The organism is Oculatella sp. FACHB-28, from assembly GCF_014696015.1.
Lineage (GTDB): Bacteria > Cyanobacteriota > Cyanobacteriia > Elainellales > Elainellaceae > JAAUTN01.
This window is the reverse complement of record NZ_JACJPJ010000092.1, coordinates 114,131-126,605: the sequence shown is the minus strand read 5'-3', so window position 1 is coordinate 126,605 and position 12,475 is coordinate 114,131. Positions and strand designations below refer to the sequence as shown.

General features: G+C 47.7%; 13 protein-coding genes and 1 pseudogene. 8 read left to right on the top strand and 6 right to left on the bottom strand.

The window, feature by feature from the left end; genetic code table 11:
- The first annotated feature begins 571 nt into the window (after window positions 1-571).
- Window positions 572-706 carry a hypothetical protein gene (locus H6F88_RS34170; protein WP_277882229.1) on the top strand — a complete coding sequence of 45 codons (135 nt, stop codon included), beginning with the start codon at window positions 572-574 and terminating at the stop codon, window positions 704-706.
- Between the two features lie 539 nt (window positions 707-1,245).
- Here H6F88_RS34170 and H6F88_RS34655 read toward each other — a convergent pair.
- The 4 genes from H6F88_RS34655 to H6F88_RS25020 all read right to left on the bottom strand — a co-directional run bounded on the left by H6F88_RS34655 (window position 1,246) and on the right by H6F88_RS25020 (window position 5,426).
- Window positions 1,246-1,368, bottom strand: a complete 123-nt coding sequence (locus H6F88_RS34655) for an HNH endonuclease (RefSeq protein WP_347277256.1) — start codon at window positions 1,366-1,368, stop codon at window positions 1,246-1,248.
- A 245-nt stretch (window positions 1,369-1,613) separates the two neighbouring features.
- A complete protein-coding gene (locus tag H6F88_RS25030; RefSeq protein WP_190645520.1) occupies window positions 1,614-3,179 on the bottom strand; it encodes a tetratricopeptide repeat protein in 1,566 nt (521 codons plus the stop codon).
- Between the two features lie 167 nt (window positions 3,180-3,346).
- On the bottom strand, window positions 3,347-4,300 hold the full coding sequence (locus tag H6F88_RS25025) for an HNH endonuclease (RefSeq protein ID WP_190645518.1): 954 nt from the start codon (window positions 4,298-4,300) through the stop codon (window positions 3,347-3,349).
- 511 nt (window positions 4,301-4,811) lie between these two features.
- Entirely contained in the window at window positions 4,812-5,426 is a 615-nt protein-coding gene (locus H6F88_RS25020; protein ID WP_190645517.1) for a TetR/AcrR family transcriptional regulator, read from the bottom strand.
- Window positions 5,427-5,533: 107 nt separating this feature from the next.
- Between H6F88_RS25020 and H6F88_RS25015 the strand changes: the two genes are divergently transcribed.
- The 4 genes and pseudogenes from H6F88_RS25015 to H6F88_RS34645 all read left to right on the top strand — a co-directional run bounded on the left by H6F88_RS25015 (window position 5,534) and on the right by H6F88_RS34645 (window position 8,335).
- On the top strand, window positions 5,534-6,289 hold the full coding sequence (locus H6F88_RS25015) for an SDR family oxidoreductase (protein WP_190645515.1): 756 nt from the start codon (window positions 5,534-5,536) through the stop codon (window positions 6,287-6,289).
- A gap of 64 nt (window positions 6,290-6,353) precedes the next feature.
- A complete protein-coding gene (locus H6F88_RS25010; RefSeq protein ID WP_190645513.1) occupies window positions 6,354-7,322 on the top strand; it encodes an SDR family NAD(P)-dependent oxidoreductase in 969 nt (322 codons plus the stop codon).
- A gap of 248 nt (window positions 7,323-7,570) precedes the next feature.
- Window positions 7,571-7,921 (top strand): annotated as a pseudogene (locus tag H6F88_RS34650) (nuclear transport factor 2 family protein); the annotation flags it as partial.
- A 12-nt stretch (window positions 7,922-7,933) separates the two neighbouring features.
- On the top strand, window positions 7,934-8,335 hold the full coding sequence (locus tag H6F88_RS34645) for a RidA family protein (RefSeq protein WP_190645535.1): 402 nt from the start codon (window positions 7,934-7,936) through the stop codon (window positions 8,333-8,335).
- Between the two features lie 142 nt (window positions 8,336-8,477).
- On the opposite strand, the gene H6F88_RS24995 is transcribed toward H6F88_RS34645, so the two are convergent.
- Complete coding sequence (locus H6F88_RS24995) at window positions 8,478-9,374, bottom strand: LysR family transcriptional regulator (protein WP_190645512.1); 897 nt, start codon at window positions 9,372-9,374, stop codon at window positions 8,478-8,480.
- 133 nt (window positions 9,375-9,507) lie between these two features.
- Here H6F88_RS24995 and H6F88_RS24990 point away from each other — a divergent pair, with 133 nt between their 5' ends.
- Together H6F88_RS24990 and H6F88_RS24985 are read left to right on the top strand one after the other, a co-directional pair.
- On the top strand, window positions 9,508-10,320 hold the full coding sequence (locus H6F88_RS24990) for a dioxygenase (RefSeq protein ID WP_190645534.1): 813 nt from the start codon (window positions 9,508-9,510) through the stop codon (window positions 10,318-10,320).
- A 229-nt stretch (window positions 10,321-10,549) separates the two neighbouring features.
- A complete protein-coding gene (locus tag H6F88_RS24985) occupies window positions 10,550-10,690 on the top strand; it encodes a hypothetical protein (RefSeq protein ID WP_190645510.1) in 141 nt (46 codons plus the stop codon).
- A 110-nt stretch (window positions 10,691-10,800) separates the two neighbouring features.
- On the opposite strand, the gene H6F88_RS32820 is transcribed toward H6F88_RS24985, so the two are convergent.
- Window positions 10,801-11,727 carry a hypothetical protein gene (locus H6F88_RS32820; RefSeq protein WP_199333784.1) on the bottom strand — a complete coding sequence of 309 codons (927 nt, stop codon included), beginning with the start codon at window positions 11,725-11,727 and terminating at the stop codon, window positions 10,801-10,803.
- A gap of 224 nt (window positions 11,728-11,951) precedes the next feature.
- On the opposite strand from H6F88_RS32820, the gene H6F88_RS24975 reads away from it, so the two are divergent.
- The gene (locus tag H6F88_RS24975) at window positions 11,952-12,395 is read left to right on the top strand and encodes a DUF4385 domain-containing protein (protein WP_190645508.1); all 444 of its coding nucleotides are present in this window, start codon (window positions 11,952-11,954) and stop codon (window positions 12,393-12,395) included.
- The last annotated feature ends 80 nt before the right edge of the window (window positions 12,396-12,475 follow it).

The window sequence follows — 12,475 nt, the reverse complement described above, 5'->3', positions numbered from 1 at the left end:
TCTCGTTGTCTTACTCTTTCAGCAATGCCAGACACCATTCGTGGACACACACTTTTCCATTGGTGGAAGGAGAAATAAAATAGTGTCACTTTACGATCCGGATTCCGTATCAGCAGTGCTGAGGCGTTTTTATTTGCGCTTCAATGGGCATCTTTAAAGACAAAACTTCCCCAGCATCCGTAAACCGAGGGAGCTTCTGCAAGCAACTACAACCAACTCAAAGATACCTATGATTGACTCAATAATCTTGTGGGTGGGAGGGATTGTAATTCTTCTCGCCTGTGTGATGTTCTACTTCCTTGTTGCAGAACTTTTTAAGCCACAGTACAAGACCTTGCCTCGTACGGTTCCACCTATCAGAAAACCAATTAATAAAAATAGATCTCGGTTTCTTAACGTTGGCTCTCAGGTTATTTTTATTAAGAATTCAACCCCTCAGAAAATAGCTTCAACTGTAGTTTCCCCTGTTTCAGCTCCTTCAACTTCTTCAACCACTTCGTCTCCTCTAACCACTCCAACTCCTTTAGCCCTTTCAACTTCCCAATTTGTAAGTGCAAGTGTGGAGTCCAAAATGTATCGATTGCTGAATGGCGATCGCGCTGGTGCCATTCGCCTGGTCGGGTCAATCAGAGCTAGGAACCCAGACAAGTTAGAGCAATGGTGTTGGGAAAAAGCCGTGTTTGATTTGGAGCGCAATCGCTGCTAACTCTCATCCCTGTTCCGTCGTGTCTACTCACTAATCGATTCTCCCTCGACCCGTGCCATCAACATTCCCAAACGATTGTTCATCAGCTCTCTTTGACGACCACCTCGCCCTGCATTTAGAGTGGTTAATTTGGACAACCTGTGCTGCTGTTTTCTTTGCAATTTGGGCATATTAACGCAATCGGGTCATTAGCTAGCACCGTTGTATTGCAAAAAGCTTTTCAAAGCTCTATCTACGAGCAAGCTCTCCAGCATTTTCTGGGGAAGGAGAAGCACACTTCTTAGGTTATTGAGCTAGTTGTACTAGGGCCACTACCCCTGATGAAAGTTACTAGCACACCTTCTTAAAAATGAGCCAAAAATCTCATGACAAATTGTTGAGAACTTTTGTCCAGTCGTTGGGTTCGGAAACTGATGTTTGTCCAAAATTTGGTGGTAAAAAGGCAAAAAACTGGTCTTGAGGGTTAACGAAAGAATAAGGGATTTAGCCCCACAGTTGTCCAAAATTTGGGTATGTTCTTGTCCAAAATTCAGGTAAAGTCACAATCTATCATCGATACCAAACCAACCGTGGTCAAATGCCCAGTGATGTTTTTTGCAGGGAGAAGTGCCATTATCAAAGCGATCGTCCCGAAATTCAGAAAATGGCTTGATGTGTAGCACCGTCTACAACATTCTGATTCTCCTGACTAATCATTTTCAGCTTACAGAAGATACAGCGCTGTTCATAGAGAGACAACCACTTTTCTAAACGCCGCATTTCTGAATGTAACGCGCGGATTTACTCAAATGTTGTCGTTCGGACAAAATAGCCATAGAACCCTTGCTATCCAAACCCGTGGACCCAATTCGCCTGGGCGACAATGCTTCATAGATTGCGACATTTAATGTGCGAATGTACATTCATTTTATGGAGTGCGATCGGGTTGCCCTTGCGTTTCGTTCATCTGGTTGAACTGCTCCAACATCTGATTGCGAAGCGTTTGTGCTTGCTGAGAATACTGTTGAGCACGATCGGGTTGCCCTTGCATGTCATAAAACTGAGCCAACTGAGTTAATAGATGAATTTTTCCTGGTGAGAAGTCGTCGGTTTCGTATAAACTCAGTGCCTGTTGGTAGGTGGCTAATGCCTGTTCTGCCTGTCCTTGTTTTTCATAAACTGAACCCAGGTCAAGTATAGTTTGGACAATCTCACCTGTCTGTCCTCCGAGTTCCTGCTCGAGTTCTTGAAAGGCTGTTAATGCTTGTTGGTATGTTGTCAAAGCCTGCCCGAGTTGTCCAATCATTTGATACAGGTTCCCCAGACTCGCGAGTGATGTTGCCCGTTCTGGTGAAAAGGTTTGGTCTTGAACCAGTTCTGTATAGCGTTCCTGATAGGGGATGGCAGGTGCTATCTGCCCTTGTTGGGTGTAAGCAAATATGATTGTAGGCAGCAGATATTCCAGCCCTCCACCAGGGTGTTGACCTGCGATCGCCACGGCTCGATCAAAATAGCTCCTGGCTCGTTCAAGTTGTCCGATTGTGAGGTAAAAATCGCCCACTTCTTTCAGGAAATCGGCTTTTCGAGATAGGTTCTCCCCTATGAACTCATCAGTCGATGCTTGAGTGAGCGTTGTTTCTGCTTGTTGAGCATAGTCTGCTGCTAAATCTGCTCGTTCCTGTGCTTGATACAGCGTGCTGATGTTATCGAGGGTGAGGACGCGATCAACGGTTTGAAAGTCGTCTGATTGTTCTGCAACGGCGGCTAATCCTTGTTGATAGGCGGCTAGAGCTTGGTCAAACTGTCCCTGTGCCTGATAGATCATGCCTATTTGATTGAAGATTCTAGGTGCATCGTAAGGACTGCTCCCTACCTCCGTGTAGATTGCGATCGCCTGCTGATAGGCAGCGAGGGCTTGTTCCGTTTGTCCGGCAATTTGGTAAGCCGTTCCCAGATGCCCCAGTGTTGATGCTTCCTCCCAGGGCAGGTTGGCTCGATGGTTGATCTCGCTCGCCTGTTGATATGCCGCAAACGCCTGTTCAGGGTTTTCAAGCCGCATATAAATTGAAGCCATCTGGTTAAGCACCTCACTGGCTTCAAACAGTTGAGTTGTGCGATCAGCAGGAGAAATAATACTTCCTTCATAAATGTCTAATGCTTGTTGGTAGTAGGTTAAAGCACGTTCCAGATCTCCTTCTGTTTCAAAGCTGGATGCAATGCTTTTCAGCAAATCTGCTTCTGCGACGCGATCGCCCCTATCCCGCAATTGCTGCAACAAACGTTCAAACAAAGCAATGCCTTCTTCCGGAAAACCGGACGATACTAAGCCATCAGCCTGTAAATAAAGCTGTACAGTGGGATTGCTGAGATCTGGAAAAGCTTGAGCAAGTGCTTGAGAAGACCCCGAAATAGCAGCGTGATCGATGTGGAATGTCGGTAGGGCGATCGTTAGGGGTAGGGTGAGCGCCAGAGAGAGCAGTTTGGAGAAATACATGAGCTGTTCTAAATAGGGTGATGAATAGTTGTTGGATAGAATGATGTATAGAGATATACCAAACTTACTGGAAAATTTGGCTGCAAGGTTTTTGCTTAACGGAAGTACTGTTAGCAATTGCAGGGATATAGCTACGCGATCGCCCTTTCACCAAATACAACGGCAGATCACGAGGCAATCTTCCAATAGTTACGATGCCAGGTCAGGGCATCGATTCTTGGTTGATACTCAAGTTGAGTTGGCATTAAGATTTGTTCTCCATGAAACTCTCGGATTGACTTTGTATCCTTTGGAGTTTCTTCATAGAATCGATCGCCAGGTACAACAATCCGGTAGCTGTCATCAATGCCAAACCAACCGTGGTCAAACGCCCAGTGGTGGTTTTTGCAGAGAGAAATACCGTTATCAAAGCGATCGTCCCGAAATTCAGAAAACGGCTTGATGTGTGCGCCGTCTACAACATTCTGATTATCCTGACTAATCACTTTCAGCTTGCAGAAAACGCAGCGCTGTTTGTAGAGAGAGACCACCACTCTTCTAAATGCTGCATTTCTGATAAATATTTTTTCTTCATCCTTTAAATCTTCTATCTTATAAACGGCTCCCCCTTGTTCAGAGAGCTTACGCTGAACGTTCTCAAACTCATCCACCTCATAGAGTTTCTGAAGCTGAATCTCCTGGTGCGGAAACCATGTTTGAATCAAGATGGTCGTGAGTTGAAATCGGGCAGCAGGAGATTGCAACAGCTCAAATAGTTCAGGGTCGGTATAGGCATATCTCACCGCGTTTCGTAGAGCCGACAAGCTTGGTTTGATGGAAGCAAGGTTGCCCTCATAACTCATATTGGGAGCCAAGTGCCAAAATTTATCACCCGTCAAATGAAAGAAGGGGAGCGCAATATTGGACTGATGATGAGTTGTGACTAAATTAGACCAGTATTTCAAGAAGGTAGCGATTAGCTCGGGAGAAAGGTAAATCTGATTGGTCTGAATCTTCCTCTGTTCAATCAGTTCTATAACCGCGAGTAATAGGATCGGTTTGTGCGGAGCGTTCACCCCATTATTTCGGTTAACCTTGAGCTTTGCGAACTTTCTAGCGTAATAATTAAGGTCTTTTTTCATCGCTGGTGATCAAGTTCCTCTCAGCCATCTCCAAAATACGCAGGGGAATCTTAAAACTCATCAGCTTGTTAGATTTCTTTAACCAGGTGTCCGCTGAAAAATCCTTCCTCGTGAATCGGAGGAGCTTCAGGATGACTTGTTAGCTAGAACTAACAGAGTGATTACAAACTAGCTAACCTGCTTGGTGCTTCTTCAAGCCAACGATTGACAAGTATCTTCCTCCCTTGAGGAATTGCTAATGGGCATTTGGCTTAGCTAGTAGCGTCGGATTGGAGATGGAATGTTCTAGTTAAGCGTTGCTCTCAGATGTAGGGAAGTTAAAACCTTGCATAAGATTTAGAACAAAGGCTGATTTATGCGAACTTGACATGGAAGATAGGTCAACCTCACAGGTGTAGTAGCATCTTCCCATACCCGCTCTAACAACTCCATCCCATTGGTACCAATGACCTCTGCATACTCTTTGCGAACAGCAATTCCTTAACTTAAACAAATAATAAAACCTATCTACCTAATCTAATATTGGACAAGCTTGCAACGCCGTCTGAACAACTTGTAGGAGTTCCGTGCGACTGGCCCCACCTGCTGCTTGCACAGACAGTCCAGAGTTGACCGTGAGTACAAAGCGGGCAAGGTCAGCAGGGTCAGCATCAGGCGGCAAGTCCCCCTCAGATGCCGCCCGCTCGAAGCGATCGCGGATAGCAAGCTCGTCTGCCGCTCGGCGTTCTACCAATTCCTGATGGAGCGGATCATCTGGATCTGCAAAGGTGAGCAGACTCTGTGCAACCAGACAACTGGACGGATTGTTTGGATTGGTCACTAAATCCACAACGCCCTGCATTATCCGCTCGATCACTCTCCGGGCAGTAGGTTCCTCAAGGGCATCCCGCACGTACGCAGCGCGCTGACCGCGATAGCGATCGAGTGCCTTGCGGAATAAAGTCTCCTTGTTGCCAAAGGCGGCGTAAAGGCTCGGACGGTTAATGCCCATCGCCTCAGTCAGATCGGTGAGCGATGTACCCAAATAGCCCTTGCGCCAGAACAGAAGCAAAGCCTGCTCTAAAGCGATGTCGACATTAAAAGCGCGAGGACGACCCTGCACACCATGGGATTTTTTAGCTTCCATACCGCTCAGTATAAAACTTCCTTGACAGTCTGAGAAGGCTCATACTAATCTGTACCAATCGGTAAATAAATACTGATTTGGCAGTAATACATCCAACGGAGTACATCATGACGACAACCCTTGCAGGCAAAGTTGCACTGGTAACGGGTGGTTCTCGCGGTCTAGGAGCGGCGATCGCCTCGACGCTGGCTGCTCAGGGTGCTGACGTTGCGATCAGCTATGTCGTGTCAGCAGAAAAAGCGGAGGCGGTTGTTCAGGAGTTGAAAAAGACAGGCGTGCGCGCCATCGCGATCAAAAGCGACCAGTCCAACCTGTCGTCCGCTAAATCGTTGATCGACACCGTCGTCTCACACTTCGGCAGGCTCGACATCCTCGTGAACAATGCGGGCATCGCGGTTCAAGGCAAGAGGGTCGATGATCCTGAACTCAATGCCGATGAATACGACCGTCAGTGGCACATCAATGTACTCGGTGTTGTGGCAACAACGCGGGCCGCAGCACGAAAACTCGCGGACGGTGGGCGGATCATTTTCATCGGTTCTGGGCTTGGCAGCCGTGTCCCATTCCCGGGCGTGGCGGACTATGCGGGCACCAAGGCGGCAATCATAGGGTATGCGAAAGGTGTCCAGCGTGATCTTGGCCCGCGCAACATCACCGTAAACGTCGTGCAGCCAGGCATCATGCCAACGGACATGGCGGCGGCTGTAGCTGACAAATTGCCGGAAGCGATCATGGATCTTCACGCAATCCGCCGGATCGCAACCTTGGAGGAGGTGGCAGCGACCGTTTGCTTCCTTGCAGGTCCAGACGCTGACTACATCAGCGGCGGTGTAGTGGATGTGTCCGGCGGATTCCAAATCTGAGCGTCGAAGATCAAGCCGAAGAAGATCAAGACTTTTACACTCACAATTAACGAAAGGAAAAGAAATGGCTGAAAAATTTGGTGCAAAATCGACCGCCGACGAGGTGCTTACGGGCATTGATCTCAAGGGAAAGCGATTTCTCATTACGGGTGCATCGTCGGGCATTGGGCTTGAAACCGCCCGCTCATTGGTTTCTCACGGCGCTAGCGTCGTCGGCGCGGTCAGGGACCTCGCTAAAGCTGAGCCAGCCACTGCATCGGTTCGTGATGCCGCGTCGCAAGGAGGTGGCAGCCTGGAATTGATCGAACTCGATCTGGCATCCTTGCAAAGCGTTCGTGACTGCGCGGATAAACTGTTGGCTGACGGACAGCCATTCGATGTCATCATCGCTAACGCTGGCGTTATGGCAACTCCGTTCGGTCGAACGATCGACGGCTTTGAAGTCCAGTTTGGGACGAACCATCTTGGTCATTTCGCCCTGATCAATGAGATCGAGCCGCTGCTCGCCGAGCATGGACGGCTGGTAGTCTTGTCGTCGCTCGCGCATCGCGGTGCCGATATCGACTTGGACGATCCGAATTTTGAGCAGCAGGCGTACGATCCATGGGTTGCCTATAGCCGATCGAAAACCGCCAATTCACTGTTCGCTGTGGAGTTTGACAGGCGGCATCGCGATCGCGGCATTCGGGCTGCTTCGGTGATGCCCGGAAACAGTCTGACGGACCTACCCCGCCATTTCTCGCCGGAGGATTTGCAGGGACTTTTACAGACCGTTGACGCAGCGCGCGCCGAAGCGGGTCTGCCGCCGAAAGGGTTGAAAGAAATCCCGCAGGCAGCCGCCACGTCGGTCTGGGCAGCAGTCGTGGCGAATAAAGACGAGATCGGTGGACACTATCTCGAAGATTGCGCGATCGCACCGATTGATGACACGCCCAACCCGTTTGCCGACGGCGTCAGGTCGTATGCGCTCGACACTAACAAAGCTAAGCAGCTTTGGGCGAAAAGCGAGGAACTGATCAGCGCTGTGTCCTAAAGGTTATCACGCAAGAATTTGACAAAACACCCTAAGAATCTGAAAGAAACCGAGCATAGGAATTCACTACGCTTAAGTTAAATCAAACGAGAAGCAACATTCCCAGGAGAACTCAACGCCTAACATTAATGTCGGTTAGGGAAACCCTGCAATGTCTCCAGTCGTTCATCGGCTTTGCTGAGGAGAATGATGCGTTGGTAGAAAGAACACTCCGTTAAAGCATCCACTTGAACAGAGGAGAAATTCAAATGTCAGCCAAAAATAAAGCAATCTTAGAAGAGGCAAATGCGGCGATCGCTGCAGGCAACTATGAAGGATTCTTGTCATTCTGCGCTGACGACACGAAATGGACGTTTGTAGGCGATAAGACCCTCAACGGAAAAGAAGCCGTTCGCCAATGGATGGCAACGACATACGTAGAGCCTCCCAAGTTTATGGTGGCTGACTTAATCGCTGAAGGTGATTTCGTCACGGCACTCGGCGACATCACAATGAAGGATGAAGACGGGAAGGCGGCTCATTACTCGTACTGCGATGTCTGGCGCTTTCGCGACGGTGAGATTGTTGAATTAAGGGCTTTCGTCATCAAAACTGAAGTCAAGGATGAAACCATGAATAAGCCCGAGTTTTTTGTCACCCCCGGTTATGGGGAATACATGCTGAATGAATTGCATTTCTCGCAAGCGGTAAAAATTGGCAATCGAGTGGAGACATCAGGTCAAGGTGGTTGGGATGGCGATCTGCAAATTCCCGAATCACTCGGAGACGAGATTGCCCAAGCGTTTCGGAACGTAGAGCGAACTTTGGCGACTGCTGGTGCGGGTTGGAAGCATGTTGTCCACGTCAATTCTTACCATGTTGGCGGGTTTCCCCCAGAGGTTAACGATGTGATGGTCAAGCTATTTCGTCATTACATGCCTAACCACGCCCCAATTTGGACACAGGTAGGAGTCGCGGCGCTTGGGCTTCCAACAATGCGGATTGAAATCCGCGTTACTGCAATTGTTCCGTAAGTTTCGCATAAGCGGCAGCGCCGCCGCTTAGGTTGTATCGCAAAAACTGGTTAGGCAAAGCAGCAGCACGCTTCTTTCACATAGTATTGGATGCTAACCACGTCACTCAACCACGCGTGACCTGTGCTGCTCTTTCCAAAAGTTAGTTTTTTAGCTCGCTACATTCAGCAATAAAATCAACAAAGGTTCGCACTTTCGATGAAAGATATTTGCGGCTAGTATACATGGCATAAAGCATGCTAGCTGGCAAACGATAATCCAGCATCACCCTCTCTAGATGTCCGGCAGCAATATCGTCTTCAATCAGCCAAGTTGGTAAGAATGCCAGACCCATTCCATCCATTACAGCGTTGTGCATCAGATTTTCATTGTTAGTCCGCAGCACCGACGAATCAATCTTAACGCTCTCTTTCCCCGTTAATCCTTCAAGGGGTAGTTCACCTTCTGAAAGTGACAAATATGAATAAGTGATCATAGCGTGCTGCGATAAATCTTTCGGTTTTAAAGGGTATCCAGCCTTGCGAAGGTATGACGGAGAGCCTACCAGGTAAAACGGAATAGATGTAATTGGATGTGCAATCAGGTTACTAGGAGGAGATTGAGTCACTCTCAATACCAAATCAAACCCTTCCTCTACTACGTTAACCATGCGCCCACTTAAGTCAATGTCTAAAGAGACTGCGGCAAACTGTGCCTGGTAATTAGCAAGTATCTTCGTAAATGTGCGATTGGCAAACCAGACTGGGGCACTAATTTTTAGCACCCCACTCGGTACAATTGTTGCTCGGCTGACTGTTGCTTCTACTTCATCCAGGCTATCCAACATCTCGCAACATTGTTCAAAATAGACTTTCCCGATTTCAGTCAAACTTAAATGCCGACTGGTGCGATTGAGCAAGCGACCGCCTAAGTGCTGCTCTAGGTGCATAACGTGTTTGCTAGCCATTGCGGGAGACATTTCCATGCGATCGGCGGCAGCAACAAAGCTTTTCAGTTCTACAACTCTGCGAAACACGCGCATGCTCACTAATGTATCCATTCTGCCCAAGCATCATCAACTAATAAGAAATGATGGATCAATATTCTGCCTATTGATGAACTAATAGTATACGAATATAGTGAGTTATATCGGCTACGGAGTCATAACCATCAAACAGAATTTAGATATGATGATGCCTAAATTTCCGACCTACTTTGTTTCTCATGGTGGCGGGCCCTGGCCCTACATGAAAGACCAATTGGGTCAAAAGTTCGATCTGCTCGAAACTTCGTTACAGGATATCCCTCGCCAGTTAGGAGCGACACCCAAAGCAGTGCTAATGATTTCGGGACATTGGGAAGAAGAAGACTTTACTGTTTCGGCGAGTCCAAATCCTCCAATGATTTACGATTATTCAGGATTCCCCGCGCATACATACGAAGTGAAGTATAGTGCCCTAGGTTCACCAGAATTGGCTATTCGCGTCCAATCGCTGATTCAGGATGCTGGATATTCAGTCCATCTTGACCCGAAGCGCGGCTTTGACCACGGTACTTTTACGGTGATGTACCCCATGTATCCGCAAGCACAGATTCCTGTCGTTCAGCTTTCGCTCAAGCGAAGCTATGACCCGGAACTTCATTTGGAAGTAGGACAAGCATTGGCTCCATTGCGAAAGGAAGGTGTACTCATTATTGGTAGCGGATTGAGCTATCACAATCTCAGGAATTTTGGGCCAAATGGTGCAGAAGCATCCCAGCAATTTGATGATTGGCTTCAGCAGACGCTGGTGCAATCTGAGCCAACACAGCGAGTTGATAAACTTATCCATTGGACTAACGCCCCTGCTGCACGATTAGCTCACCCACAGGAAGACCATTTACTACCGTTGATGGTCGCAGTTGGCGCAGCCCAAAACGAGCCAAGTGTTTGTGTTTATCATGATGAAAATAACTTTGGCGGTATTGTTGCGTCTAGTTTCCGATTTGGTAACGTCGCAGCATAATTCTGGATTGGTCTCTATTGCATTACCTGAAAAATGGAATTGTACCCATACCGGATTAATTCATCCCGCAATTATGCAACGCACAGCAGTGTCCGCTCATCCTGATCTCGTCTCGATTATTGTTCCTGTGCTGCGTGGCAGAGGTATTGACGGCCTGCTTCTATCCATCAAAGGAAGACTAAAAGCCGCAAGCCATTGAGTTTGAATCTCGTAAACACTACATCAGCAAATGCCTCGTTCGTACTTGAAGGCTGCTGAGGTTGAGCAGTATAAGGAGGCGATCGCCGCTCCCAAGGAACTGAAGCGTCTGAAGCGGGAGATTGAGGTGCTACGGCAAAAGATTGAGAGAGTCGAGCAGTTGGGTAGATAGGTGGGGCGATCGCCGGTTTTTCAATACTCTGGCACCTTAGCAGAGTATCCCTAATGGAGTGGGTGACTGCTCCACTGAGTTTAACTACAGCCCCTGCAGTTAGGTAGAAGCTATAGCCAAAGCTCTGCCTGCTTCTTTTTCAGGCTTTTAATATGACGGATGATGACTGCCAAAGGATTAATCCCCTGTATAAGTAGCAACCCTATCCAGCAAAGCAGTTTGAGTTGGCTAAAAGCGGAAGGACGAGTGAGGCTTTCGTGGATAGCAATTCGGGCTTCATCCAAAAAGCTGTCGTATTCCTCCACAATTGGAGCGTCATGAAAGACCCGCCCATTGATGCCGTTAACACCGCTCACCCAATGGTTTCCCATCTGAATTCTATCGAGCTGAGCGACTTCAAGGTGATAGAGGTCATGATAGTGAATCCAAACGTTTCGGACTTTGACCCCTCTCTTACCGACTTTGATTGGAATCAGGCTAATACTGCCTAGTCTATGCTTCAAGGTCACTGTTTTGGCATGATTGGTGCCATTTGCTAGCCAAACTTTCACCAGAGCAAGCAGCTTTCTGTGATAGTGAGTACACCAAACGGCAAATTTTCCTTTTCTGCCTGATATCAATAGTTGATTCTGGTTTTGCTGAGAAACGAGTGGAGTGTTGGAGGGGTTGTCTAACACCAGGAAAAGATAGTAAGGAAATCTGGTAAAGCAGAGTGGCGATCGCCTCAAATACTGATGTTCCCTTTGAGTGAGGCACTCTTTAAACTGTTGTTTGAGGTCGTGACGATACCGAGCTAAAGTATCTGCGGATAGGCGATCGCGTCGTCTATAAACAGCAAAAGCGCGCAACAACAGTCGTTTTATTTGAGGTGCAACCTGTTCATCCAGTTTTTCCTCTGCCCACAGCGCTATCTGCAGCGTGTTTTGCTGTCGCTTTGAGAGGGGATTTGCATTGAGCTGATGCTGTTGTGAAGCAGCAGGGTGTTTGGTGGAAACTAAGCATTGATTTAAACAGTGATGAGAAAGGTAGCCAATCATGCTGGATTCAAAACTCTACTAACTTTCTCTCAGGAGAAACGCTGTTTTTTGGGTGATAGCTTAAGTCCAAGACCTAAATACGGGTATGTTTAGCAAACGCGAGTCGATGTTCTAACTAGACTGGCGGTAACTATATCAGTAGGGCGATTTCATCAGCAATGAATTTGGTCAAAATAAGGAAACTGGATCAAGATTAGTTGTTTTGGGTTAGTGAACTTCTGTAGATGAAGGAATTTGATTACTCGCTCGATTTCAAGGCGATCGACTTTCGCCAGCATCCAGAACTGTACCGGATCGGTCGAGGCGAACAGGGCGTTTTGCTAGTTGAACCCTACAAGAGCGAGATTTTGCCCTACTGGAGATTCAAAACCCCAGATATTGCCCGTCAATCTGCTGACAAAATCTACAGCCTATTTCTCCAATACAAGGCGGAGGGCGATTTCGTTGGTATGGACATGGCACGAAAGTTTTTGCAGATGGGGTATACCAGAGCGCGTCGCTATGCCAACCACAAGTCAGGACGCAAGTATGCAGCAGGTTCCAAAACGGTTCTACCCCGTGAAGAAGATCCAATCAAAGCTGAATCTGCCAAGATTTTCTATGAAAAGTGGCAATTGGTGAAGGCAGATCCAGAGTATTTACGATTAGCTACATACCACCGCGACTAGTATGAACGCCCTTGACAGTTTTTGCGACACAACCGCCCAGCTTGCCAGTCGCGAAGGTGGTTTCATACAGCAACTGATGT